Here is a 24,507-nt window from a genome sequence, read left to right on the forward strand (position 1 = left end):
AGTACCGGCGCGGACGCGCCAACCGCTGCGGGCGGACACCCCCCGACACGTCCCCTTCCCGCCGTACGCGACTGACCGCCGTCACCCCGTCCCGCCGCGCTACGCCGTCCCGCGTAGCTGCGGGCCGCCGCCATGCTGCCCCAGCTGCGGGCAGTCGTGCCGCTGGGGCGGCACGGGTGGGCGCTGGGGGTGCCCCCTCCGGGGGAGGCACCCCGGCAGCGCCGGGCGCGCGAACGCACCCCCGCGCCCACACCGGCGGCGCCGGGTGACTGGACGACGTCAGCTCACCGAGCCCCGTCCTCGCCCCCGTCGGAGACCTCCGGCAGCTCCGCCGCCAACGCCGCCGCGGCCTGCACCAGCGGCAACGCCAGCAGTCCCCCCGCACCTTCGCCCACCGTCACGCCCTGGGCCAGCAGCGGCTCCAGCGCCATCCGGTCCAGCGCCTTCGCCTGTCCCGGCTCCCCGCTGTCGTGCGCCGCCAGCCACCAGTCCGGCGCCCGGAACGCCACCCGCTGGCCCACCAGCGCGCACGCCGCGGCCACCACGCCGTCCAGGATCACCGGCACCTTCCGCACCGCGCTCTGCAGCAGGAAGCCCGTCATCGCGGTGAGGTCGGCGCCGCCCACCGTCGCCAGCAGCTGCAGCTGGTCGCCGAGCACCGGCCGCGCCCGCCGCAGCGCGTCCCGGATCGCCGCGCACTTGCGCATCCACGCCAGGTCGTCGATGGCCAGCCCGCCCCGGCCGGTGACGACCGACGCGTCCGTCCCGCACAGCGCCGCGACCAGCACACCCGCCGCCGTCGTCCCGCCCACGCTCACATCGCCGAGCACCACCAGGTCCGTACCGGAGTCGGCCTCCTCGTCGGCCACCGCCACCCCGGCCCGGAAGGCGGCCTCCGCCTCCTCGAGGGTCAGCGCGTCCTCGATGTCGATGCGCCCGCCGCCGCGCCGCACCCGGTGCTTCACGACCTCCGCCGGCAGCGTCTGCGGGTCGCAGTCCAGCGCCATGTCGACGATCCGCACGGGCACGTCCAGGCGCCGCGCGAGCACGGACACGGGCCGCCCGCCCTCCAGCACCTCGCGCACCAGGTCGCCCGCGCCGCCCGCGGGCCGCGCCGACACGCCCAGCTCGGCGACCTTGTGGTCACCGGCGAAGAGCACCACCCGGGGCCGTTCGACCGGCCGCACCGGTACGGCGGACTGCGCCGCGGCCAGCCACTCACCCAGGTCGTCCAGCCGGCCCAGCGCCCCGGGCGGCACGACCTGACGCTCCCGGCGCGCCTCGGCGTCGCGGCGCACCCCTCCGTCGGGGCGCTCGATCAGGTCGGTGAAGTCGTCGAGATTCAGCGAGCTCATTCGCCGAACAGTACCGGCCCCGGTCGAACACCACGGAGGTCACATCCGCACCGCGCCGGACCGGCGCCGTTACCCCTCGGATCACCATCCTCTACGTAACGTTTTGCGGTGGATTGTCGTATGCCGTCCTCCATCTGTCGGGAGCCGCCCATGTCCGCGCCCTCCGCCCGCTCGGTGCCGTCTCCCGTGCCCCCGGTGCCCCGCTACGGCCCGCACCGCGCGGACTGTCCCTGGTGCGGCTCGCGGCGGCTGCGCTCGCGGCCCGGCCGCCGGGGCCCGCGGCAGGGCGCACCCGCCCGTTCCGTCCTCGACCGGTGCCGGGACTGCCGGCACACCTTCCGCAACCCCCCGCTCGCGTCCCGGCCCGAACACCCGGCCGTCCGGGCCGGTGTCCGCCTCCGGCACGTCCTGGCCGCCCGCGCGATGCTCCGCCACTGCCCCGAACCCGAGGGCTGGCTGGACGTGGGCACCGGCGACGCCGGCTTCCCCCGGACGGCGCAGAAGTACTTCCCGTACACCTCGTTCGACGGCGTGGACCCCACGCACCGCGTTCTGCGGGCCCGTGCGGACGGCCGCGTCGAGGAGGCGTACGTCGGCCGGCTGACGGACCGGCACATCGCCGCCCGGCTCCGCGCCCGCTACGACGTCGTCAGCCTCTTCCACCACCTGGAACGCGTCCCCGACCCGCGCGCCGAACTGCGCGCCGCCCTCCACGTGCTGCGCCCCGGCGGCCATCTCCTCCTCGACGTCGCCGACCCGCGCCGCCTGTTCGCCCTGCCGCCGGGCGCGCCGCACCCGGCGGGCCTGCGCGCCGAACTGGAGGCCCACGGCTGCACGGTCCTCACCGGCGAGCGGGCCCCCCGTCTCGTGGCCCGCAAGGAGCCGTCAGCCCCGTAGCGCCAGTGCCTGCCCCGCCACCACCAGCAGCACCTGCTCGCACTCGTCGGCGAACGCCGCGTTCAGCCGCCCGAGTTCGTCCCGGTAGCGGCGGCCCGACGCGGTGGCCGGCACGATCCCCGACCCCACCTCGTTCGACACGGCGACGACGGTGCGCCGGGTCGCGCGCACCGCCTCCGTCAGCTCCCGCACCCGGTCGCGCAGGGCCCGCTCCCCGCCGTCGGCCCACTCCGCGTCGTCCCACGCCCCGACGTCGTCCATCGCGTCCGTCAGCCACAGCGACAGGCAGTCGACCAGCAGCGGCGGCCCGTCGTCCCCGAGCAGCGGGACCAGGTCGCAGGTCTCGACGGTGCGCCACGAGCCCGGCCGCCGCTCGCGGTGCGCCGAGACCCGGGCCGCCCACTCGGTGTCCCCGCCCCGGGAGCCGCCGGTGGCCACGTACAGCACGTCCGGGAAGGACGCCAGCCGCCGCTCGGCCTCCACCGACTTCCCCGACCGGGCCCCGCCCAGCACCAGCGTGCGCCGCGGCACGTCGGGCACGTCCTCGTACACGCCCACCATCAGCGTCGTCCCGTCCGGCACCGCCCGCGCCCCCGCCGCCGCGAGCCGCCGCGCCAGCTCCCGGCCCGGCGGCACATCGTGGCCGAGGTGGACGGCGACGACGTCCGTCGTCGGCCCCGCCGCGCCCACCGCCCGCAGCCTCGCCAGCGCGTCCGGGCGGCCCACGACGTCCGCGAGGACCAGGTCGTAGGACCCGGCGGGCTCCTCCAGCCCGGCCGGCGCCCCGCCCGGCGGCAGGTACAGCAGCCGCTGACCGTCCGGCCCGGTCACGGCGTACCCGGTGCCCGGCGCGTCCATCGCCACCGCCCGCACCCGGTGCCCGGTCAGCAGCGCCAGCTCCCGCCCGTCCGGCACCCGCCCCGGTTGCGGCAGCCCGGCCGGCACCTCCACGGCGGGGCCGTCGTGCGGGTGCGACAGCAGCACCTGACGTACGCCGCCCAGGGAGTGTCCGGCGCGCGCGGCGGCGAACGCGGCACCGGGCGTCAGGTCGAGGAGCAGCGCCCCGTCCACCAGCAGCGCGGTCGCCGCGCGGGCGTTCTCGCCCTGCGCCACGGCACACGCCGCGCAGGGACAGTCGGGGCGGGGGAGTCCCGCGGGGGCACCGGTGCCGAGCAGAGTCACGTCCACGCCCCGATTTTCGCCGGTCACCCCACGACGTGCGCGCCCGAGGCCCCCCGAGGGGCGCGGCAGACCCCGGAGTCGTCCCCGGCCTTCTACGACACGCCCGGCTCAACGCATAGGCTGCGAGCGGGAGCAGGACCAAGATCCGGCTTCCGCTCTGCATGTGCTCACATCTTGGAGGCGTACATGGCGGCATGGACGTGGCGGTTCGAGACGGCCGGCGGGACGGAGGTCCGGCCCGCGGTGCAGCCCGAGGAGTTCACCACGCAAGGGGACGCCGAGTCCTGGATCGGGGAGCACTGGAAGGACCTCAAGGAGGGCGGCACGGACCAGGTGCGGCTGTTCGAGGACTCCACGGAGATCTACGGGCCGATGAGCCTGCACGCCGAGGAGGCCTGACCGGGCGTCGGGGAGGGGGCGGCCACGACAGGGCCGCCCCCTCCCGCGTCACTGCTCGCCCAGCGTCACCTCGGCGGTGCGCTCGTCGCCGTCGCGGGTGTACGTCACCTTCACGCGGTCGCCCGGCCGCATCGACGCCAGCGCCTCGGAGAGCGAGGTGATCGTGGTGATGTCCGAGTCGCCCAGCCCGGTGATGACGTCCCCGGCCCGCAGGCCCGCCCGGTCCGCGGCACCGCCCCCGACGACGCTGACGACCGCCACGCCGGCGGGACGGTAGGAGTCGTCGACGACCGTACGGGCGGTGATGCCGAGTGCCGCCCGCCCCGAGTCGGTGACCTTGCCGTACCGGACGATCTGTCCGGCGATCGTCTTCACCGTCGACGACGGGATCGCGAACCCGATGCCGGGTGCCGCGCTGTCGCCCATGCCGGGATCGGTCGCGGCGAGCGTCGGGATGCCGACGACCCGGCCGTCGAGGTTGACCAGGGCGCCGCCGCTGTTGCCGGGGTTGATGGCCGCCGAGGTCTGCACCATGTCGGCGATGGTCGCCCCCGTACCGCCGCCGCTCCGACCCTCGGTGACGGTCCGTCCGGTGGCCGACACGATGCCCTGCGTCACGCTGGACGACAGCCCGAGCGGCGAACCCATCGCCAGCACGATCTGCCCGACCTCGACCTTCGCGGAGTCCTCGAACGCGGCCGCCCTCACCCCGGCGGGGACCTTGTCCAGCTTGACGACCGCGAGGTCCTGCTCGGGGTAGGAGGAGACGAGCCGGGCGGACAGCGGGTCCTCGCTGTGGGCGGTCGTGACCCGGAAGGTCGTCCGGTCCCCGACGACGTGGGCGTTGGTGACGACGTGGCCCTGGTCGTCGTACACGACCCCCGAGCCCAGGTCGTCCCCCGCCTGGATCTGCACGACCGAAGGGAGGACGTCCTTGATCACCCGCTGGTAGTCGGCCTGCAGGTCGTCGGCCGCGGCCGGTGCGGCGGCCCGGGCCGTGGCGGCCTCCCGCCCGCTGCCGGCACCGGGCCCCGTCCCGGCGTCCGGGCCGGCCGCGGAGCAGCCGGTGCCGAGCAGCAGGGAGCACGCCAGCGCGGCGACGGGGACAGGGGACCGGGACACACGGGTGCGGGAGGCGACGTCCATGCTCCGAGTCTCACGGCGGCCCGGGCGTCCTGCTTCCGCACAGCACCCGAACGGGCGCCGCCGGGGGCCTGTGGCCCTACCCCCGCACCCCGCACAGATGCAGCAGCGCCGCGACCCCGCGGTACGGGTCCGTCCGTCCGGCCCGTTCCTCGACGGCGAGCAGCGTCTCGAGGTCGTCGGGGGCCGCGGCCCCGTCGGCCGCCGTGTCCGTGAAGACCCGGACGCCGTACCAGGTGTGCAGCGGGGCGCCGATGCCCGCGAGCCTGGCCGTCAGCGTCGCCAGCCGGTCCGCGCGGACGTCCAGGCCGAGGCGGTTCCGGTAGGCGGTGGTGTCGAAGGCCGCGAGCGCGCCGGCCCAGTCGCCGTGCAGGCCCGGACGCATGGCGAGCGCGTCCCCGTTGCGAACGAGCAGCGACAGCAGACCGCCGGGGGCGAGCATGCGGGCCAGCCCGGCCAGCAGCGGGTCGGGCTCCTCGACGTACATCAGCACGCCGTGGCACAGCACCACGTCGAAGCTGCCCGGCAGGAAGTGCACGCCGGTGTCCCGGCCGTCGCCCTCGATGATCCGCATCCGCTCCCGGATGCCCTCCGGCTGGCCCGCCAGGGCCTCGCGCGCCGCGGCGATCATCGTGGCGTCCCGCTCCAGACCGGTCACCTGGTGCCCGGCCCGTGCCAGCCGCAGCGCCTGGGTGCCCTGGCCCATCCCGACGTCGAGCACGCGCAGCCGCCTGCCGACCGGGAAACGGCCGACTATCTGCTCGTCGAGCTGTCGGGCCACCAGCTCCTGCCGTACGACGTCCCGCAGACCGCCCAGCCTGTCCAGCCAGGCATCGGCCGCGCCCTGGGTGAACGGCGTGGTGCTCAGGGCCGCTCCCCGCGCTTGACCTGCGGCTTGGGCAGCCGGAGCCGGCGCATCTGCAGCGAGCGCATCAGGGCGTAGGCGACCGCGCCGCGCCGTCGGTCGTCGGGGAAGCGCTCGGCGAGGCGCTTCTTCAGCCGGAAGCCGGTGACGAGCGAGTCGAGCACGATCAGCACGATCACGACCAGCCACAGCAGCAGCGCGATGTTCTGCAGCGACGCCACCCGCACCATGCTCAGCACGAGGATGACCACGGCCATGGGCAGGAAGTACTCGGCGATGTTGAACCGGGAGTCGATGAAGTCGCGCGCGAACTTGCGGACCGGGCCCTTGTCACGGGCCGGCAGGTACCGCTCGTCGCCGCTCGCCAGCGCCTGGCGCTGCCGCTCCAGCGCGGAGCGGCGCTCCTCGCGCTGACGCTTGGCGGCCTCCTTGCGCGTCATCTGCGTGTTGGCGACGCTGCGGCGCTGGGACTGGGCCTCACTGCGCTTGGGCGTGGGCCTGCCCTTCGGGGCCTGCGGGTCGCGGGGCTGCTTGGAGACGGTCACCGGCGCCTTGACGGCGCTCGGGGCCTTCTCTTCCTTGGCACGGCTACGGAACACAAAACCCAAGGGTACGGGGTGGGGGAGTGTGGACCCCAGCCCGGTGGGGAACGATCCGGCAACGCCGGTCGTCGGTAAATGGGGACAGAGGGGACGTTGCGTACGGCCCGGGTCCCGGGCTCCGGGACGTCTCCCCGGGGAGCACCTACTCCCTACGCCGGACCGGGAGCGTACGCAGGTCGTCCTTGGGGATGAGCGCATCCGTCCCCGAACAGTGCGGTAATGGATGCAGGGCCCGTACTGTGGGTTCTGTTGCAGTCGCTGGAGCTGGAGTCGGTCAGAAGGGGGCGCGCGAAGCCCATGAGCGGTGTCATGAAGCGTATGGGGATGATCTTCCGCGCGAAGGCCAACAAGGCCCTTGACCGGGCCGAGGACCCGCGCGAGACCCTCGATTACTCGTACCAGAAACAGCTTGAGCTGCTGCAGAAGGTGCGCCGCGGCGTCGCCGACGTGGCGACCAGCCGCAAGCGCCTGGAGCTCCAGCTCAACCAGCTCCAGTCCCAGTCGTCCAAGCTGGAGGACCAGGGCCGCAAGGCGCTCGCGCTGGGCCGCGAGGACCTGGCCCGCGAGGCGCTGTCCCGCCGCGCCGCGCTCCAGCAGCAGGTGACCGACCTGGAGACGCAGCACGCCACCCTCCAGGGCGAGGAGGAGAAGCTCACCCTCGCGGCCCAGCGCCTCCAGGCCAAGGTGGACGCCTTCCGCACGAAGAAGGAGACCATCAAGGCCACCTACACGGCGGCCCAGGCGCAGACCCGCATCGGGGAGGCGTTCTCCGGCATCTCCGAGGAGATGGGCGACGTGGGCCTGGCGATCCAGCGGGCCGAGGACAAGACCGCCCAGCTGCAGGCGCGGGCCGGTGCCATCGACGAGCTGCTCGCCTCCGGCGCCCTGGACGACCAGTCCGGCATGCACAAGGACGACATCCAGGCCGAGCTGGACCGGCTCTCCGGTGGTACGGATGTAGAGCTGGAGCTGCAGCGCATGAAGGCCGAGCTGGCCGGAGGGAGCTCGTCCGACCGGCAGGCCATCGAGGGCGGCCAGGGCCAGTCGCAGCCCCAGCGGCAGCCGCAGGACACCCCGCGCTTCGACAAGCAGTAGGCCACGCCTAGGAGGGCGACATGATCGTGAGGATCATGGGGGAGGGACAGGTGACGCTGGCCGACGGCCGCCTCGCCGAGCTGGACAAGCTGGACGACGAGCTCCTCGCCGAGATGGAGAACGGCGACGGCCCCGGTTTCCGCGCGACCCTCCAGGCCCTGCTGGCCAGGGTCCGTGAACTGGGCGAGCCGCTGCCGGACGACTCCCTGGAGCCGTCGGACCTGATCCTCCCCTCCCCGGACGCCACCTTGGAGGAGGTCCGGGAACTCCTGGGCGACGACGGTCTGATCCCGGACGGTTCCTGAGAACGCACGCCGCTCTCAGCCCGTCCGGGGGCGCGGCCCCCGGCTCGCCCGCCGGGACGCCGGGTGCCGCACGCACCGGCGTCCGCCCCGCTACCGTGAACCCGCGTGAGCACCCTCGCCCGCGCCCGCTGCCGCCTGGGCGCGCACCCCTCGGTCCTGGACGCGGCCCTCGCGGCGGCCGTCCTCGTGTGCATGGTGGCCGGATCCTTCGCCGACCCGCACGGCCCCGACGGCGTCACCTGGGGCGTACGCACCCCCGATCCGCTCAGCCTCCTGCTCATGGTGCTCGGCGCCGCCGCGCTCGTCCCGCGCCGCCGCGCCCCGCTGGCGGTCCTCGCGTTCACCGGCTGCCTCTCGGTCGTCGAGTGCGTCACCGGTGACCCCCGCGCCCCCGTCGTCATGTCCGCCGTCGTCGCCCTCTACACCGTCGCCGCCACCACCGACCGCTCCACCACCTGGCGGGTCGGCCTGCTCACCATGGCCGTGCTGACGGGCACCGCCATGCTGGCCGGCCCCCTGCCCTGGTACGCGCAGGACAACCTCGCCGTCTTCGCCTGGACCGGCATCGGCGCCACCGCCGGGGACGCCGTCCGCAGCCGTCGCGCCTTCGTGCGGGCCATCCGGGAACGCGCCGAGAAAGCCGAGCGGACCCGCGAGGAGGAGGCCAGGCGCCGCGTCGCCGAGGAGCGGCTGCGCATCGCCCGCGACCTGCACGACGTCGTCGCCCACCACATCGCCCTCGTCAACGTCCAGGCCGGGGTCGCCGCACACGTCATGGACAAGCGGCCCGACCAGGCCAAGGAGGCCCTCGCCCACGTACGGGAGGCCAGCCGGTCCGCGCTCGACGAACTGCGCGCCACCGTCGGCCTGCTCCGCCAGTCCGGCGACCCCGCGGCCCCGACCGAGCCGGCCCCCGGCCTGGACCGGCTGGACGAACTCGTCGCCACCTTCCACCACGCCGGCCTGCACGTCGAGGTGGCCCGCGCCGACCAGGACACCACCCTGCCCACCGCCGTCGACCTGGCCGCCTACCGGATCATCCAGGAGGCCCTGACCAACGTGCAGAAGCACGCCGGGCCGCGGGCGAAGGCCGAGGTCAGCATCGTCCGGGTGGGGACCGGCATCGAGGTCACCGTCCTCGACGACGGCGCCGGCGAGGCGCGGGCCCCCGCCGACGGCGGCGGACACGGGCTGCTCGGCATGCGCGAGCGCGTCACCGCCGTGCGCGGCACCCTCACCACCGGTCCCCGCTACGGGGGCGGTTTCCGGGTCCATGCGATCCTTCCCGTCCAGAACCGTGACGACGCCGCGAAGGATGCCGTATGACGATCCGTGTCCTGCTCGCCGACGACCAGGCACTGCTGCGCAGCGCCTTCCGGGTGCTCGTCGACTCCGAGCCCGACATGGAGGTGGTGGGGGAGGCGTCCGACGGCGCCGAGGCCGCACGGCTGGCCGCCGAGCACCGGCCCGACGTGGTGCTGATGGACATCCGGATGCCCGGCACGGACGGCCTCGCCGCCACCCGGGCGATCAGCGCCGACCCCGCCCTCGCCCAGGTCCGCGTGGTCATACTGACCACCTTCGAGGTCGACGACTACGTGGTGCAGTCGCTGCGCGCCGGCGCCTCCGGCTTCCTCGGCAAGGGCTCGGAACCGGAGGAGCTGCTCAGCGCGATCCGCGTCGCGGCCGGCGGCGAGGCACTGCTGTCGCCGACCGCCACCAAGGGCCTCATCGCCCGCTTCCTCGCCCAGGAGGACACCGCGGACGACGCGGCCCGCGACCCCGCCCGCGCCCGGAAGCTGGACTTACTGACCGTGCGGGAGCGCGAGGTGCTGGTGCAGGTGGCCGGCGGGCACTCCAACGACGAGATCGCCGAGCGGCTGGAGGTCAGCCCGCTCACGGTCAAGACGCACGTCAACCGGGCGATGGCCAAGCTGGGCGCCCGCGACCGGGCCCAACTGGTGGTCATCGCGTACGAATCCGGGCTGGTACGTCCAAGGGTGGAGTGATCTCCATCCGGTCGTACTGCGGTGGGAGTATGCGCCGGATAAGGAAATGGACCTGGGGCCTAGGGAACCGGGGGCGTCCATGCCCCAGGGTGTTGAGTGGGCGCCCACCTGTGCCCTTCCTCCGCTCGGCCACAGAAGAGAGACCCTGATCCATGTCCTGGCTGTCGAGATTCAGCCTCGCGCAACGGGCCCTGATAGGGCTCATGTCGATCGTCGCGCTCGTCTTCGGGGCGATCGCGATCCCCCAGCTCAAACAACAGCTGCTGCCCACCATCGAACTGCCCATGGTGTCCGTGCTGGCGCCGTACCAGGGTGCTTCGCCCGACGTGGTCGAGAAGCAGGTCGTCGAACCGATCGAGGACAGCCTCGAAGCGGTCGACGGCGTCTCGGGCATCACCTCCACGGCCAGCGAGGGCAACGCCGTGATCATGGCGTCCTTCGACTACGGCAACGGCACCCAGCAACTGGTCGCGGACGTGCAGCAGGCCGTCAACCGGGCCCGCGCCCAGCTCCCGGACGGTGTGGACCCGCAGGTCATCTCCGGCTCGACGGACGACATCCCCACCGTCGTCCTCGCCGTCACCTCGGACAAGGACCAGCAGGCGCTGGCCGACCAGCTCGACAAGACGGTCGTGACGGAGCTGAAGGGCATCGACGGGGTCGCCCAGGTCGTGGTCGACGGCGTGCGGGACCTCCAGGTCACCGTCACCCCCGACCAGGCGAAGCTCGCGAAGGCCGGCGTGAGCCCGATGGCCCTCACCCAGTCCCTCCAGGCGGGCGGCGCGACCGTCCCGGCCGGCTCGTTCGACGAGGGGGGCGCCAACCGCACCGTCCAGGTCGGCGGCGGCTTCACCTCGCTGGATCAGATCCGGAACCTGATGGTCACCGGCGAGGGCGTGAAGAAGCCGGTGCGCCTCGGTGACGTCGCCACCGTCGAGGAGGAGGAGGCCAAGGCCGACTCCCTCACCCGCACCAACGGCAAGCCGTCCCTCGCCGTCGCCGTGACGATGGACCACGACGGCAGCGCGGTCGCCATCTCGAACGCCGTCGAGGACAAGCTGCCCGGCCTGCGCGAACAGCTCGGCTCCGGCGCGACCCTCACCGTCGTCAGCGACCAGGGCCCGGCGGTGTCGAAGGCCATCTCGGGTCTGACCACGGAGGGCGGGCTCGGTCTGCTCTTCGCCGTCCTCGTCATCCTGGTCTTCCTGGCGTCGATCCGCTCCACCCTGGTCACCGCGGTCTCCATCCCGCTGTCGGTGGTGCTGGCGCTGATCGTGCTGTGGACGCGCGACCTGTCGCTGAACATGCTGACGCTGGGCGCGCTCACCATCGCCATCGGCCGCGTGGTCGACGACTCGATCGTGGTCCTGGAGAACATCAAGCGGCACCTCGGCTACGGCGAGGAGCGCCAGGAGGCCATCCTCAGGGCCGTCCGCGAGGTCGCCGGAGCGGTCACCTCCTCCACCCTCACCACGGTCGCCGTGTTCCTGCCGATCGGTCTGGTCGGCGGCATGGTCGGCGAGCTGTTCGGCTCCTTCAGCCTGACCGTCACCGCGGCGCTGCTGGCCTCCCTGCTGGTGTCGCTGACGGTCGTGCCGGTGCTGTCGTACTGGTTCCTGCGCGCCCCGAAGGGCACCCCGCAGGACGCCGAGGAGGCGCGGCGCCTGGCCGAGGAGAAGGAGGCGAAGAGCCGCCTGCAGCGTCTCTACGTCCCGGTCCTGCGCTTCGCCACCCGCCGCCGCCTGACCAGCGTGGCCATCGCGGTCGTCGTGCTGGTCGGCACGTTCGGCATGGCGCCGCTGCTGAAGACGAACTTCTTCGACCAGGGCGAGCAGAAGGTCCTCAGCATCAAGCAGGAGCTGAAGCCGGGCACCAGCCTCGCGGCGACCGACGCCCAGGCGGAGAAGGTCGAGAAGCTGCTCGGCGACACCGAGGGCGTCAAGGACTTCCAGGTCACCGTCGGCTCGTCCGGCTTCATGGCCGCCTTCGGCGGCGGCACGGACACCAACCAGGCCTCGTACCAGCTGATGCTGGAGGACTCGGCGAACGCCGAGGACGTCCAGGACCACATCGAGGACGGGCTCGCGAAGCTCGACGGCATCGGCACCACCACGGTCTCCGCCGGCGACGGCTTCGGCAGCCAGGACCTGAGCGTGGTCGTGAAGGCGGCCGACGCGCAGGTGCTCCGCCAGGCCGCGGAGCAGGTCCGCAAGACGGTCGCCGGGCTCGACGACGTCACCGACGTCACCAGCGACCTGGCCCAGAGCGTGCCGCGCATCTCGGTCAAGGCCAACGCGAAGGCCGCCGAGGCCGGGTTCACCGACCAGACGCTCGGCGCGGCCGTCGCCCAGGCGGTGCGCGGCACCCCGGCAGCCAAGGCGGTCCTCGACGACACCGAACGCGACGTCGTCATCAGGTCGGCCCAGCCCGCCGAGACGATGGCCCAGCTGAAGGCCCTGAACCTCGGCGCCGCCAAGCTCGGCGACATCGCCATCGTGCAGCTCGTGGACGGCCCGGTGTCGATGACCCGCATCGACGGTCAGCGCGCGGCGACCATCACCGCCAGGCCGACCGGTGACAACACCGGCGCGGTGGGCACGGCGCTCCAGTCGAAGATCAAGGGACTGGACCTGCCGGCCGGCGCCACGGCCGAGATCGGCGGCGTCACCGCCGACCAGGACGACGCGTTCGCCAACCTGGGCCTGGCCATGCTCGCGGCCATCGCGATCGTGTTCATGCTGCTGGTCGGCACCTTCCGGTCGCTGGCCCAGCCGCTGATCCTGCTGGTGTCGATCCCGTTCGCGGCGACCGGCGCGATCGGCCTGCTGATCGCCACGGGCACCCCGATGGGCGTCCCGGCGATGATCGGCATGCTGATGCTGATCGGCATCGTGGTCACCAACGCGATCGTGCTGATCGACCTCATCAACCAGTACCGCAAGCAGGGCCACGGCGTCGTCGAAGCGGTGATCGAGGGCGGCCGGCACCGTCTGCGGCCCATCCTGATGACGGCCCTGGCGACCATCTTCGCCCTGCTGCCGATGGCGCTGGGCGTCACCGGCCAGGGCGGCTTCATCGCCCAGCCGCTGGCGGTGGTCGTGATCGGCGGCCTGATCACCTCGACCCTGCTGACCCTGCTGCTGGTCCCGACGCTCTACGCGATGCTGGAGCTGCGCAAGGAGCGGCGCGCGAAGAAGCGGGCGGCCAAGCGGGAGCCGAAGCCGGAGGTCTCCGAGGAACCGGAGCCGGCGCAGATCTGACCGGCCCGACCGCATGACGAAGGGGGCCGCACCCCATGGGGTGCGGCCCCCTTGCCCGTACGACCGCCGGAGGCTACGGCAGCGCCAGCATCCGCTCCAGCGCCAGCTTCGCGAACGCCTCGGTCTCCTTGTCGACCTCGATCCGGTTGACGAGGGTGCCCTCGGCGAGGGACTCCAGTGCCCAGACCAGGTGCGGCAGGTCGATGCGGTTCATCGTCGAGCAGAAGCAGACCGTCTTGTCGAGGAAGACGATCTCCTTGCCCTCGGGAGCGAAACGGTTCGCCAGCCGGCGGACCAGGTTCAGCTCGGTGCCGATGGCCCACTTGGAACCGGCCGGGGCCGCCTCCAGGGTCTTGATGATGTACTCGGTCGAGCCGACGTGGTCCGCCGCGGCGACGACCTCGTGCCGGCACTCGGGGTGCACCAGGACGTTCACGCCGGGGATGCGCTCGCGCACGTCTTTCACCGAGTCGAGGCTGAAGCGGCCGTGCACCGAGCAGTGCCCGCGCCACAGGATCATCTTCGCGGCGCGCAGCTCCTCGGCGGTCAGGCCGCCGTTCGGCTTGTGCGGGTTGTAGAGGACGCAGTCCTCCAGGGACATGCCCATGTCCCGCACCGCGGTGTTGCGGCCCAGGTGCTGGTCGGGCAGGAACAGCACCTTCTCGCCCTGCTCGAAGGCCCAGTCCAGGGCCCGCTCGGCGTTGGAGGACGTGCAGATGGTGCCGCCGTGCTTGCCGGTGAACGCCTTGATGTCCGCGGAGGAGTTCATGTACGACACGGGCACGACCTGCTCGGCGATCCCGGCCTCGGTCAGCACGTCCCAGCACTCGGCCACCTGCTCGGCGGTGGCCATGTCCGCCATGGAGCAGCCGGCCGCCAGGTCGGGCAGGACCACCTTCTGGTCGTCGGAGGTCAGGATGTCCGCCGACTCGGCCATGAAGTGCACGCCGCAGAAGACGATGTACTCGGCCTCCGGGCGCGCGGCCGCGTCCCGGGCCAGCTTGAAGGAGTCGCCCGTGACGTCCGCGAACTGGATGACCTCGTCGCGCTGGTAGTGGTGACCGAGGACGAAGACCTTGTCCCCGAGCTTCTCCTTGGCCGCACGGGCGCGCGCGACCAGGTCCGGGTCGGAGGGCGAGGGCAGGTCGCCGGGGCACTCCACGCCGCGCTCGCTCCTCGGATCGGCCTCGCGGCCGAGCAGCAGCAGGGCGAGGGGCGTCGGCTGCACGTCGAGCTCCTGGGGTTGGGCGGTGGTCACGACACGCACCCTTTCTAGTTTTCGTCGAACTGACGCTATATATCATAACCGCTTCACGTCACTTTGACGATGTCCATCGTGTCGATGTGACGTGAATCCCGGTTCCCGGGGCGCTGTCCGCGCTCCGGGGCATGTGCGAGCATGAGTGAGAAGGCCGAGGAGCACACCACGGGTCCGTCCCGGAATGAATCCGCGGCCCCGTCGGTTGGAACCGTCGGCAAGCAGTCTCCGTACAACCCGGGAGAGATGTAGATGTCCGTATCGGACGAGACCACCACCGTCACCGACGGCATCATCCTGACCGACGCCGCCGCGGCCAAGGTCAAGGCCCTGCTCGACCAGGAAGGCCGTGACGACCTGGCGCTGCGCGTCGCCGTCCAGCCCGGCGGCTGCTCCGGCCTGCGCTACCAGCTCTTCTTCGACGAGCGTTCGCTCGACGGCGACGTCGTGAAGGACTTCGGCGGGGTCAAGGTCACCACCGACCGCATGAGCGCCCCGTACCTGGGCGGCGCCACCATCGACTTCGTGGACACGATCGAGAAGCAGGGCTTCACGATCGACAACCCGAACGCGACGGGTTCCTGCGCCTGCGGCGACTCCTTCAGCTGAGCCGCGCGACATCGTGCGAAGGGCGGCGGCCCGGGGGTTCCTCCCCGGGCCGCCGCCCTTTTCCCGCTCCTCCCGCTTTCCCGCCGTCCGTTCCGGCGGGCGTCAGCGGTCACCGGACGGCGCCGGAAGCCGCGCGCCCGGCCTGAACACCGGGATTCCCCTGCCGTCCGTCCCCACGACCCTCCGGTCGCCCAGCGGCTCGCCGAGCGTCACCGTCCGCTCGTACTCCTTGGCGATCAGGATGCAGATCCGGTCCGGATGCGGGGTCTCGGTCACCGTGACCGTCACGTGCCCCGCGTGCTCCTTCGCCGTCGCGTCGTAGTCGGAGCACACCCCGCCGGTGAAGTGCACGGTCAGCTCGGTGCCCTCGGCCGTGTAGCCGCTCACCCGCACGTCGCGCGGCGAGGCCGGCGGCGAGGCCGGCCGGTCGGACGGGGACGGGGCGGCGGAGGTCAGGTACGCCGGGTCGACCGCCGGATACGTCACCGTGAAGGTGTCCTCGGTACCCGGCGCCCGCACCTCGAACAGCCAGGACGGCACCAGCGCCGGCCGCCCCCGCTCCGGGTGCACGGCCAGCCCGAACACCGCGTCCCGGACCGTGATCGTCTCCCGGTCGGACGGCTGCGGCTTCCCCGGCTTCCCGGGCGCACCCGTCGACGGCTCGCACGGCCCCTGCTCCGTGCCCTCCTCCAGCGGTACCGGCCCCGCGCAGCCGCCGGTCCCGGCCCGGGAGCCGCCGCCCGGCGAGTTCAGCAGCGCCAGCGTCTCCTTCGCGTCCAGGACCGGATACGTGTCCCCCTTGATCGGCGCCGCCATCTGGCCGCTGCCGCCGACCACCTCGCCCCACGCGTCGACGACCACGCCGGTCGTCCAGCCGTACGTCGGCAGCCCGCCGACCTCGGGTTCGGCGTTCACCGCCCGCCGGGCGCCCATGACCTGGCTCGCGTCCAGTTCGGCGGCGTCCTGACCGAGCGCCTCGAGCACCGGCGCCGCCGCCTTCTTCGCGGCCGCCTCGCTCACCGGTGTCCCGTCGGCGGACGGCGCCTTGCACACGGCGCCCTTCTTGCAGTTGTCGGTGCCGGGGGTGTGGCGCCGGAACGTCCAGGCCCCCGGCGCCTGCCGGTCCACCGTGAGCAGCGGGCCCGCCCCGTCCCCGGTGGTGCCGGCCTTCCACGCCCCGCCCTGGAGCCGCGGTGCCCCGTCGACGCCGAGGGCCTTCGCGAGGCGGGCCACCTCCGCCCGGCCGACCTCGCCCTTCACCCGGTACACGGGCGCCGAGCCGGGCCCCTCGGGGAGCGGGCCGTCGGCGCGGTAGGTGACGCCGTACGGGTCGGGTTCGCCGGGCGCGATGCCGTGGGTGCCGCCACCGTCCGGGGACGGCGCTCCGTACCCGTCGAGGGCGAGCGGCGGGGGAGTGGCGTCGCCCGGCGCCCCGGACGACGTACCGCCGCCCGAGCCGCCCCCGGAGGCGGACGCGGCCAGGTACGCCCCGCCGGCCCCCACGAGCATCACGGCGGCGACGGACGTGACGACGACCGCCCGGGGACGCCGCCGCGCGGGACGCCCGGTGCCCGCCTCGCCGGCGGCGGGGGCGTCGTCGTTGTCGGGTCGCTCGGTGTTCACCGCATCGCTCCTTCGGCTGTTGCTGGGGACAGCGATGGGACGCGGTGGGGGAGGATCCGGTTCCCGCCGGCCGGCGCGGGTCGCCCGGACGGCCGCAGGAGCGCCGGACGGGTCCTACTGGTCGCCGTAGTCCGACATCGCCTCCAGCAGCCGGGCCGACGTGCGCGGCACCCGCACGCCGTGGATCAGCGACAGGGGGACGGGGCGGGCCGGGAGCCGTACGGGCGGCGACCAGCGCGGAGCCATCCGGGCGCAGTCGCCGCGCAGCGACGCCAGATCGCCCTCCAGGTCGGCCGGGGCGGGTGCGACGGTCTTCGGGTTCGTCATAAGGGAACCGTAGGCACGTTCCGGGCGGCGTAGGAAGTTCTACTATCGGGTAGTTTTGCCTGCTTCGGAGTCGGGCCACCGCCGGGTAGCGTGAACTGTCAATCCCGCCTCCCCTCAGGAGAGAGTCCACGCCGTGCGCATCGCAGTCACCGGCTCCATCGCCACCGACCACCTCATGACCTTCCCCGGCCGCTTCTCCGACCAGCTCGTCGCGGACCAGCTGCACACGGTCTCGCTCTCCTTCCTGGTCGACAAGCTCGACGTGCGCCGGGGCGGCGTCGCGGCGAACATCGCCTTCGGCATGGGCCAGCTCGGCACCCGGCCGATCCTGGTCGGCGCGGCCGGCTCGGACTTCGACGAGTACCGCGCCTGGCTGGAGCGGCACGGCGTCGACACCGACTCGGTGCGCATCTCCGAGACGCTGCACACCGCCCGCTTCGTCTGCACGACCGACGCCGACCACAACCAGATCGGCTCCTTCTACACGGGCGCGATGAGCGAGGCCCGCCTGATCGAGCTGAAGACCGTCGCCGACCGCGTGGGCGGGCTCGACCTGGTCTCCATCGGCGCCGACGACCCGGAGGCGATGCTCCGGCACACCGAGGAGTGCCGCGCGCGGAACATCCCGTTCGCCGCCGACTTCTCCCAGCAGATCGCCCGGATGAACGGCGACGAGATCCGGATACTGCTGGAGGGGGCGACCTACCTCTTCTCCAACGAGTACGAGAAGGGGCTCATCGAGACCAAGACCGGCTGGACGGACGAGGAGATCCTCGCCCGCGTCGGCCACCGGGTCACCACCCTCGGCGCGCGGGGCGTGCGGATCGAGCGGGCCGGCGGGGAGACCATCGAGGTCGGCGTCCCGGACGAGGAGCGCAAGGCCGACCCGACGGGCGTCGGCGACGCCTTCCGCGCGGGGTTCCTGTCGGGACTGGCCTGGGGGGTGTCCCTGGAGCGTGCGGCGCAGGTCGGCTGCATGCTGGCGACCCTCGTCATCGAGACGGTCGGCACGCAGGAGTACCAGCTGCGCCGCGGTCACTTCATGGAGCGGTTCACGAAGGCGTACGGGGACGAGGCGGCCGCCGAGGTCCAGGCGCACCTGGGCTGAGTCCGGGGCCGGCGACCACGCTTCCGCCCCGCGAGGAGCGAGGAGCGAGGAGCATGGTGCGGGTGCGGGTGCGGGTGCGGGTGCGGGTGCGGGTGCGGGTGCGGGTGCGGGTGCGTGGGGCTGAGTGCGCGCCCGCGGCGGCAGTCGCACGGCGGCACGGCCCCGCACCCCTCGGCCGCGTCAGCTCACCCGGCGGACCAGGTACGCCGTTGCTCCGTCCGCCGGTTCCTCGCCCGCGTACTCCTGCCCCCGCATCTCGCACCACGCCGGGATGTCCAGGCGGGCCGCCTCGTCGTCGGAGAGGACGCGGACCGTGCCGCCGACGGGGACGTCACCGATGACCTTGGCCAGTTCGATCACCGGAACGGGGCAACGCCGGCCGATCGCGTCCACGACGAGGTCGGCCCCCGTCTCCCGGACGGGCTCCGTCCCCGTCGGCGCCCCCAGCTTCTCGCGCACCGCGGCCACCGTGCCCGGCAGCACCTCCAGGAACCGCTCGACGTCCTCGGCGGGCGTCCCCGGCGGCAGCGACACCCGGACGTTGCCCTCGCTGAGCACGCCCATCGCCTTCAGGACGTGGCTCGGCGTCAGGGTGCTGCTCGTGCAGGACGAGCCGGACGAGACCGAGAAGCCCGCGCGGTCCAGCTCGTGCAGCAGGGTCTCCCCGTCGGCGTAGAGACACGAGAAGGTGACGACCCCGGGCAGCCGGCGCACCGGATCGCCGGCCACCTCCACGTCCGGCACCAGCGCCGGCACCCGCGCCCGGATCCGCTCCGTCAGTTCCCGCAGCCGGGCCGCCTCCTCGGCCGCCTCGGCCCGCACCGCCCGCAGGGACGCCGCCGCGGCCACGATCGCCGGGAGGTTCTCGAAACCGGGCGCCCGGCCCGACTCCCGCTCGTCCCCCGGCTCCTGCGGCGCGAACCGGACCCCCTTGCGCACCACGAGCAGCCCCACACCCGAGGGCCCGCCCCACTTGTGGGCGCTCGCCGCGAGCAGCGACCAGTCGCCCGCCACCTTCCCCCAGCCGAGCGACTGGGCCGCGTCCACCAGCAGCGGCACCCCCGCCGCCCGGCACGCCTCCGCCACCTGGGCCACCGGCTGTTCGGTGCCCACCTCGTGGTTGGCCGACTGGAGACAGGCCAGCGCGGTGCCGCCGCCCAGGGCCGCCGCGTACGCCGACGGATCCACCGCCCCCGTCCGGTCCACGGGGACCCGGGTGACGGTCCCGCCGTTCTTCTCGTGCGTCTCGGCCGCATGCAGTACGGAGGAGTGTTCGACCGCCGACACGATCAGGTGGTGTCCGACGCGCCGCCGCCCCGCCAGTGCTCCGGCCACCCCCGAATGCACCGCACGTGTCCCCGAAGGGGTGAACACCAGCTCGTCCGCCCGGCACCCCACCGCATCGGCCGCCGCCTCCCGGGCCGCGTCGAGCAGCAGGCGCGCCCGGCGCCCTTCCCGGTACAGCCGCGCGGGATCGGCCCACCCTTCGTCCAGGGAGGCCAACAGCGCCTGCCGGGCGACGGGATGGAGAGGAGCAGCGGAAGCAGCGTCGAAGTAGGCCACACGGCAACGCTATGACGTCCGGCGGGACGACGCCGCCGAGGGGCACGGGTCTGCGGCGATGCGCGGTTCCGCCGCACGGGCGCGGCACGCCGCGACACACCGTCAGCCGCCGGACGAGCCCCGGCCGCTGCCCCCGTGGGCGCCCCACCCCACCCTTCGGAGTGACCGGCGGCGCGTATGCCACCCTCCCCGCGACCCCCCGGAGGGCGTCGGCTAGGGTTTGGTCCGCATAAACATCAAACCCCTGCCCGACGCAGGGCGGCGACCGACCAGCGAGAAGGCCGCAGCCGAACAGCGCGGGCGAGACTCTCGGGAAGGCGCTACGTGAGTCCCAACGGCTCCGACCGCTCGCCGCGGCGCCCGATGCGGCGGAAGCTGCTGCAGGCACTGACCGCGGGCCTGGTCCTGGCGACCGCCACCGGTTGCACATACAAGGACTTCCCCCGCCTTGGCATGCCCACCCCGACCACGGAAGAGGCTCCGCGGATCCTCTCCCTGTGGCAGGGTTCCTGGGCTGCCGCGCTCGCCGTCGGCGTGCTGGTGTGGGGCCTGATCCTGTGGTGTGCATTCTTCTACCGGCGCAGCCGCACCAAGGTCGAAGTTCCTCCGCAGACCAGGTACAACATGCCCATCGAGGCGCTGTACACCATGGTTCCGCTCATCATCGTCTCGGTGCTGTTCTACTTCACCGCCCGTGACGAGTCCGAGCTCCTGAGCCTCAAGAAGAAGCCCGACGTCACGGTGAACGTGGTCGGCTTCCAGTGGAGCTGGTGCTTCAACCACATCGAGGACGTCGCCGGTTCCACCGGGGACGCCAAGACCGCCGAGGCCTTGGCCCCGATCCCGGACCGGTTCAAGGACGACTTCCCGGCGAACGCCGGCGGCGTCTACGACTGCGGTACCCCCGGCACCCGGAACCCGCAGACCAACAACCCGGGCCCGACCCTCTGGCTTCCCAAGGGCAAGACGGTCCGCTTCGTGCTGACCTCGCGCGACGTCATCCACTCCTTCTGGGTGGTGCCGTTCCTGATGAAGCAGGACGTCATCCCGGGTCACACCAACGCCTTCGAGGTGACCCCCAACAAGGAGGGCACCTTCCTGGGCAAGTGCGCCGAACTGTGCGGCGTGGACCACTCCCGGATGCTGTTCAACGTGAAGGTCGTCTCCCCGGAGCGCTACGAGCAGCACCTTCAGGACCTCGCGAAGAAGGGGCAGACCGGTTACGTTCCCGCCGGCATCGCGCAGACGAGCCACGAGAAGAACCGGGAGACGAACAACCTGTGAGCATCCTCAACGAACCCCAGGGTGCCGCGGCAGGGTCCCACTACGAGGACGAGCTGCCGGTCAGGCGCCAGAGGCGTGGTGAAGTGGTCATCAAGTGGCTGACCACCACGGACCACAAGACGATCGGTACGCTGTACCTGGTCACGTCGTTCGCGTTCTTCTGCATCGGCGGCGTGATGGCGCTCATCATGCGCGCCGAGCTGGCCCGCCCGGGCCTGCAGATCATGTCGAACGAGCAGTTCAACCAGGCGTTCACGATGCACGGCACGATCATGCTGCTGATGTTCGCGACGCCGCTGTTCGCGGGCTTCGCGAACTGGATCATGCCGCTGCAGATCGGTGCGCCGGACGTGGCGTTCCCCCGGCTGAACATGTTCGCCTACTGGCTGTACCTGTTCGGCTCGACGATCGCGGTGGGCGGGTTCCTGACCCCGCAGGGCGCGGCCGACTTCGGCTGGTTCGCCTACTCGCCGCTGTCCGACGCGGTGCACTCGCCGGGTATCGGCGGTGACCTGTGGATCATGGGTCTGGCCTTCTCCGGCTTCGGCACCATCCTCGGCTCGGTCAACTTCATCACCACGATCATCTGCATGCGTGCCCCCGGCATGACCATGTTCCGCATGCCGATCTTCACCTGGAACGTCCTGCTGACCGGTGTGCTGGTCCTGCTGGCCTTCCCGGTGCTGGCCGCGGCCCTGTTCGCGCTGGAGGCGGACCGCAAGTTCGGTGCGCACATCTTCGACCCGGTCAACGGCGGATCGTTGCTGTGGCAACACCTCTTCTGGTTCTTCGGACACCCAGAGGTGTACATCATCGCGCTGCCGTTCTTCGGCATCATCAGTGAGGTCATCCCGGTCTTCTCCCGCAAGCCGATCTTCGGCTACTGGGGTCTGGTCGCGGCCACGATCTCGATCGCGGGTCTGTCCGTGACGGTGTGGGCCCACCACATGTACGTCACCGGTGGCGTGCTGTTGCCGTTCTTCTCGTTCATGACCTTCCTGATCGCGGTCCCGACCGGTGTGAAGTTCTTCAACTGGCTCGGCACCATGTGGAAGGGCTCGCTGTCCTTCGAGACGCCGATGCTCTGGTCCACCGGCTTCCTGATCACCTTCCTCTTCGGTGGTCTGACCGGTGTCATCCTGGCCTCGCCGCCGATGGACTTCCACGTCTCCGACTCGTACTTCGTGGTGGCGCACTTCCACTACGTCGTGTTCGGCACCGTGGTGTTCGCGATGTTCGCCGGCTTCCACTTCTGGTGGCCGAAGTTCACCGGCAAGCTGCTCGACGAGCGCCTGGGCAAGATCACCTTCTGGACGCTGTTCGTCGGCTTCCACGGCACGTTCCTGGTCCAGCACTGGCTGGGTGCCGAGGGCATGCCGCGCCGGTACGCCGACTACCTGAACGCGGACGGCTTCACCGCCCTGAACACGGTCTCGACGATCAGCTCGTTCCTGCTCGGCCTGTCGATCCTGCCGTTCTTCTACAACGTCTGGAAGACGGCCAAGTACGGCAAGCCGGTCGGCGTGGACGACCCGTGGGGCTACGGCCGCTCGCTCGAGTGGGCGACCTCCTGCCCGCCGCCGCGGCACAACTTCCTCACCCTGCCGCGCATCCGCAGCGAATCCCCGGCGTTCGACCTGCACCACCCGGAGATCTCCGCGCTCGACCAGCTCGAGAACGTCGGTCACGGTGAAAAGACCCTCGCTGGCGGCAAGGAGGCCGGCAAGTGAAGATCCAGGGCAAGATTTTCCTCTGGCTGAGCCTCTTCATCCTCGCCGTGGCGGTCACGTACGGCGTGTGGTCGAAGGAGCCGGCCGGCGCCACGGCCCTCTTCCTGGCCTTCGGCCTGTGCCTCATGATCGGCTTCTACCTGGCCTTCACGGCCAAGCGGGTGGACGCCGGGGCACAGGACAACAAGGAAGCGGACGTCGCCGACGACGCCGGCGAGGTCGGGTTCTTCAGCCCGCACAGCTGGCAGCCGCTGTTCCTCAGCATCGGCGGAGCCCTCGCCTTCCTGGGCGTGGCCGTCGGCTGGTGGGTCATGTACTTCTCGCTGCCGGTCATCCTGTTCAGCCTGTGGGGCTGGGTCTTCGAGTACTACCGCGGTGAGAACCGCACCCAGTGACACGCGTCCAGCGCCAAGGGCCCGGACACTCCTGATGGAGTGTCCGGGCCCTTGGCGTGCCGGACCCGCGTCACCCGTCCGGGCTACCCACCGTGCTGCCCTTGACGCCGCTCCCTAGCGTGAGGTCATGAGCAACACGGTTCACTTCCAGGCGCGGGGGCGTACGGTCGTCGGCTGCACCCTGCTGGTGATCGCTCTCGGCGCGAGCGTCACCGCCTGCATGGGCGACGACAATCCGCTGTCGGCCACGCCCTACGACGCGGCCGACCAGATCTCCTTCAACGGACCCACGGACGCCGGGAAGAAGGCCGACCCGGACAAGCCCTTGGAGGTCGTGGCCGAGGGCGTCGACGGGCGCATCACCGACGTGACGGCCGTGGACGCCGCGGGCCGCTACGTGGCGGGCGAACTCTCCGCCGACGGGGCCCGCTGGCACAGCACCTCGCCGCTGGCCGCGAGCGCCCGTTACACGGTGCGCGTCAGCACCGAGGACGGCGACGGCGCACCCGGCCGCAAGGTCCTCACCTTCGAGACGGGCAAGCCCGGCGCCAAGAAGACCCTGGACGTCAGCTTCGGGCCCGTGGCGGGCGCGTACGGCGTCGGCCAGCCCATCACGGCGGAACTGAGCCTGCCGGTCTCGGACAAGGCCCAACGAGCCGTGGTGGAGCGCGCCCTGCAGGTGCGGTCGACGCCCGCGGTGCAGGGCGCCTGGTACTGGGTGGACGACAAGAAGCTCCACTACCGGCCCCAGGAGTACTGGCCCGCCCACGCCACCGTCCAGGTCCGCAGCAACCTCGACGGCATCAAGATCGGCGACCGGCTGTGGGGCGGCAGGTCCACGTCACTGAAGATCACCACGGACGACCGCGTCGTCGCCGTCACCGACGCCGCCGCGCACACCCTGACGCTCTACCGGGACGGCGAGGAGGTCCGGAAGATCCCCGTCACCACGGGCAAACCCGGCTTCGAGACCCGCAACGGCGTCAAGGTCGTGCTGGGCAAGGAGCCCTTCGTACGCATGCGCAGCACCACCGTCGGCATCGCCGCGGGCTCGTCGGAGTCGTACGACCTCCCGGTGCACTTCGCCACGCGGGTCACCTGGAGCGGCGAGTACGTGCACGCCGCCCCCTGGTCCGTCGGCTCCCAGGGCTCCGCCAACGTCAGCCACGGCTGCGTCGGCATGAGCACCGGGAACGCCAAGTGGTTCTTCCGCGAGATCCAGGAGGGCGACATCGTCCAGGTGATCAACTCCGGCGGCAAGACCATGGAGCCCTTCAACAACGGCTTCGGCGACTGGAACCTGGACTGGGCCAAGTGGCGTCAGGGCAGCGCCCTTACGGGTGGCACCGACGCCGCGGACTCGCAGGAGGCGGCACGGCTGCGGCCGACGGTCGTGTGAGCACCCGCGAAGGGGGGCGGGGGGGGGGGGGGGGGGGGGGCCCCCCCCCCCCCCCCGGGGGGCCCCCCCCCCCCCCCGCCCCGGAAGGGCGCGCCCGGG

At 72.4% G+C, this 24,507-nt stretch carries 22 protein-coding genes; 13 read left to right on the plus strand and 9 right to left on the minus strand.

The genetic code is table 11. From position 1 onward, the window contains the following. Positions 1 to 284: 284 nt before the first annotated feature. On the minus strand, positions 285 to 1,355 hold the full coding sequence (cobT, locus tag ACIRFH_RS35165; RefSeq protein ID WP_403530199.1) for a nicotinate-nucleotide--dimethylbenzimidazole phosphoribosyltransferase: 1,071 nt from the start codon (positions 1,353 to 1,355) through the stop codon (positions 285 to 287). A 150-nt stretch (positions 1,356 to 1,505) separates the two neighbouring features. Between cobT and ACIRFH_RS35170 the strand changes: the two genes are divergently transcribed. Further along, on the plus strand, positions 1,506 to 2,252 hold the full coding sequence (locus ACIRFH_RS35170; RefSeq protein ID WP_403530202.1) for a class I SAM-dependent methyltransferase: 747 nt from the start codon (positions 1,506 to 1,508) through the stop codon (positions 2,250 to 2,252). Here ACIRFH_RS35170 and ACIRFH_RS35175 read toward each other — a convergent pair. Next, complete coding sequence (locus ACIRFH_RS35175; RefSeq protein ID WP_403530205.1) at positions 2,241 to 3,440, minus strand: bifunctional adenosylcobinamide kinase/adenosylcobinamide-phosphate guanylyltransferase; 1,200 nt, start codon at positions 3,438 to 3,440, stop codon at positions 2,241 to 2,243. The genes ACIRFH_RS35170 and ACIRFH_RS35175 overlap by 12 nt on opposite strands. Positions 3,441 to 3,620: 180 nt before the next feature. Here ACIRFH_RS35175 and ACIRFH_RS35180 point away from each other — a divergent pair, with 180 nt between their 5' ends. Beyond that, on the plus strand, positions 3,621 to 3,833 hold the full coding sequence (locus ACIRFH_RS35180) for a hypothetical protein (protein ID WP_403530207.1): 213 nt from the start codon (positions 3,621 to 3,623) through the stop codon (positions 3,831 to 3,833). Positions 3,834 to 3,881: 48 nt separating this feature from the next. Here the strand turns inward: ACIRFH_RS35180 and ACIRFH_RS35185 are convergent, their stop codons facing one another. The 3 genes from ACIRFH_RS35185 to ACIRFH_RS35195 all read right to left on the minus strand — a co-directional run bounded on the left by ACIRFH_RS35185 (position 3,882) and on the right by ACIRFH_RS35195 (position 6,479). Further along, positions 3,882 to 4,979 carry a S1C family serine protease gene (locus ACIRFH_RS35185; protein WP_403530211.1) on the minus strand — a complete coding sequence of 366 codons (1,098 nt, stop codon included), beginning with the start codon at positions 4,977 to 4,979 and terminating at the stop codon, positions 3,882 to 3,884. A gap of 76 nt (positions 4,980 to 5,055) precedes the next feature. After that, the gene (locus ACIRFH_RS35190; RefSeq protein WP_403530214.1) at positions 5,056 to 5,757 is read right to left on the minus strand and encodes a class I SAM-dependent methyltransferase; all 702 of its coding nucleotides are present in this window, start codon (positions 5,755 to 5,757) and stop codon (positions 5,056 to 5,058) included. Between the two features lie 83 nt (positions 5,758 to 5,840). After that, positions 5,841 to 6,479, minus strand: a complete 639-nt coding sequence (locus ACIRFH_RS35195; RefSeq protein ID WP_403530255.1) for a DUF3043 domain-containing protein — start codon at positions 6,477 to 6,479, stop codon at positions 5,841 to 5,843. Positions 6,480 to 6,752: 273 nt separating this feature from the next. Between ACIRFH_RS35195 and ACIRFH_RS35200 the strand changes: the two genes are divergently transcribed. From ACIRFH_RS35200 to ACIRFH_RS35220, 5 genes are all read left to right on the plus strand, one after another. After that, on the plus strand, positions 6,753 to 7,538 hold the full coding sequence (locus ACIRFH_RS35200) for a PspA/IM30 family protein (RefSeq protein WP_403530217.1): 786 nt from the start codon (positions 6,753 to 6,755) through the stop codon (positions 7,536 to 7,538). A gap of 20 nt (positions 7,539 to 7,558) precedes the next feature. Then, positions 7,559 to 7,843, plus strand: coding sequence for a hypothetical protein (locus tag ACIRFH_RS35205; protein ID WP_403530220.1), 285 nt, complete (start codon positions 7,559 to 7,561; stop codon positions 7,841 to 7,843). A gap of 105 nt (positions 7,844 to 7,948) precedes the next feature. Next, positions 7,949 to 9,169, plus strand: a complete 1,221-nt coding sequence (locus tag ACIRFH_RS35210; RefSeq protein ID WP_403530222.1) for a sensor histidine kinase — start codon at positions 7,949 to 7,951, stop codon at positions 9,167 to 9,169. Further along, on the plus strand, positions 9,166 to 9,852 hold the full coding sequence (locus ACIRFH_RS35215) for a response regulator (RefSeq protein WP_403530225.1): 687 nt from the start codon (positions 9,166 to 9,168) through the stop codon (positions 9,850 to 9,852). The genes ACIRFH_RS35210 and ACIRFH_RS35215 overlap by 4 nt, the downstream gene beginning before the upstream one ends. A 152-nt stretch (positions 9,853 to 10,004) precedes the next feature. Then, positions 10,005 to 13,112 (plus strand): efflux RND transporter permease subunit, encoded by a 3,108-nt coding sequence (locus tag ACIRFH_RS35220; protein ID WP_403530228.1) that lies wholly within the window; start codon positions 10,005 to 10,007, stop codon positions 13,110 to 13,112. Between the two features lie 73 nt (positions 13,113 to 13,185). On the opposite strand, the gene nadA is transcribed toward ACIRFH_RS35220, so the two are convergent. Next, positions 13,186 to 14,370 (minus strand): quinolinate synthase NadA, encoded by a 1,185-nt coding sequence (gene nadA / locus ACIRFH_RS35225; protein WP_403530231.1) that lies wholly within the window; start codon positions 14,368 to 14,370, stop codon positions 13,186 to 13,188. Positions 14,371 to 14,622: 252 nt separating this feature from the next. Between nadA and ACIRFH_RS35230 the strand changes: the two genes are divergently transcribed. Next, entirely contained in the window at positions 14,623 to 14,979 is a 357-nt protein-coding gene (locus ACIRFH_RS35230) for an iron-sulfur cluster assembly accessory protein (RefSeq protein ID WP_030405042.1), read from the plus strand. A 102-nt stretch (positions 14,980 to 15,081) separates the two neighbouring features. Here ACIRFH_RS35230 and ACIRFH_RS35235 read toward each other — a convergent pair whose 3' ends face one another. Next, positions 15,082 to 16,602, minus strand: coding sequence for a hypothetical protein (locus tag ACIRFH_RS35235; protein ID WP_403530234.1), 1,521 nt, complete (start codon positions 16,600 to 16,602; stop codon positions 15,082 to 15,084). Positions 16,603 to 16,716: 114 nt separating this feature from the next. Beyond that, on the minus strand, positions 16,717 to 16,929 hold the full coding sequence (locus ACIRFH_RS35240; protein WP_403530237.1) for a hypothetical protein: 213 nt from the start codon (positions 16,927 to 16,929) through the stop codon (positions 16,717 to 16,719). A 133-nt stretch (positions 16,930 to 17,062) separates the two neighbouring features. Here ACIRFH_RS35240 and ACIRFH_RS35245 point away from each other — a divergent pair, with 133 nt between their 5' ends. Further along, the gene (locus ACIRFH_RS35245; protein ID WP_403530240.1) at positions 17,063 to 18,037 is read left to right on the plus strand and encodes a carbohydrate kinase family protein; all 975 of its coding nucleotides are present in this window, start codon (positions 17,063 to 17,065) and stop codon (positions 18,035 to 18,037) included. Between the two features lie 180 nt (positions 18,038 to 18,217). Here the strand turns inward: ACIRFH_RS35245 and ACIRFH_RS35250 are convergent, their stop codons facing one another. Then, the gene (locus ACIRFH_RS35250) at positions 18,218 to 19,600 is read right to left on the minus strand and encodes a cysteine desulfurase/sulfurtransferase TusA family protein (RefSeq protein WP_403530243.1); all 1,383 of its coding nucleotides are present in this window, start codon (positions 19,598 to 19,600) and stop codon (positions 18,218 to 18,220) included. 324 nt (positions 19,601 to 19,924) lie between these two features. Between ACIRFH_RS35250 and coxB the strand changes: the two genes are divergently transcribed. From coxB to ACIRFH_RS35270, 4 genes are all read left to right on the plus strand, one after another. Further along, positions 19,925 to 20,884, plus strand: coding sequence for a cytochrome c oxidase subunit II (coxB, locus tag ACIRFH_RS35255; RefSeq protein WP_403530245.1), 960 nt, complete (start codon positions 19,925 to 19,927; stop codon positions 20,882 to 20,884). Continuing rightward, positions 20,881 to 22,614: a cytochrome c oxidase subunit I gene (gene ctaD / locus ACIRFH_RS35260; RefSeq protein ID WP_403530248.1), complete on the plus strand. Its 1,734-nt coding sequence runs from the start codon at positions 20,881 to 20,883 to the stop codon at positions 22,612 to 22,614. Before coxB ends, ctaD begins: the two co-directional genes overlap by 4 nt. After that, complete coding sequence (locus ACIRFH_RS35265; RefSeq protein ID WP_403530250.1) at positions 22,611 to 23,009, plus strand: cytochrome c oxidase subunit 4; 399 nt, start codon at positions 22,611 to 22,613, stop codon at positions 23,007 to 23,009. Before ctaD ends, ACIRFH_RS35265 begins: the two co-directional genes overlap by 4 nt. Positions 23,010 to 23,136: 127 nt before the next feature. Continuing rightward, entirely contained in the window at positions 23,137 to 24,408 is a 1,272-nt protein-coding gene (locus ACIRFH_RS35270; protein ID WP_403530253.1) for an Ig-like domain-containing protein, read from the plus strand. The last annotated feature ends 99 nt before the right edge of the window (positions 24,409 to 24,507 follow it).

It is taken from the genome of Streptomyces sp. NPDC093586 (assembly GCF_044764905.1).
Taxonomy (GTDB): Bacteria; Actinomycetota; Actinomycetes; order Streptomycetales; family Streptomycetaceae; genus Streptomyces.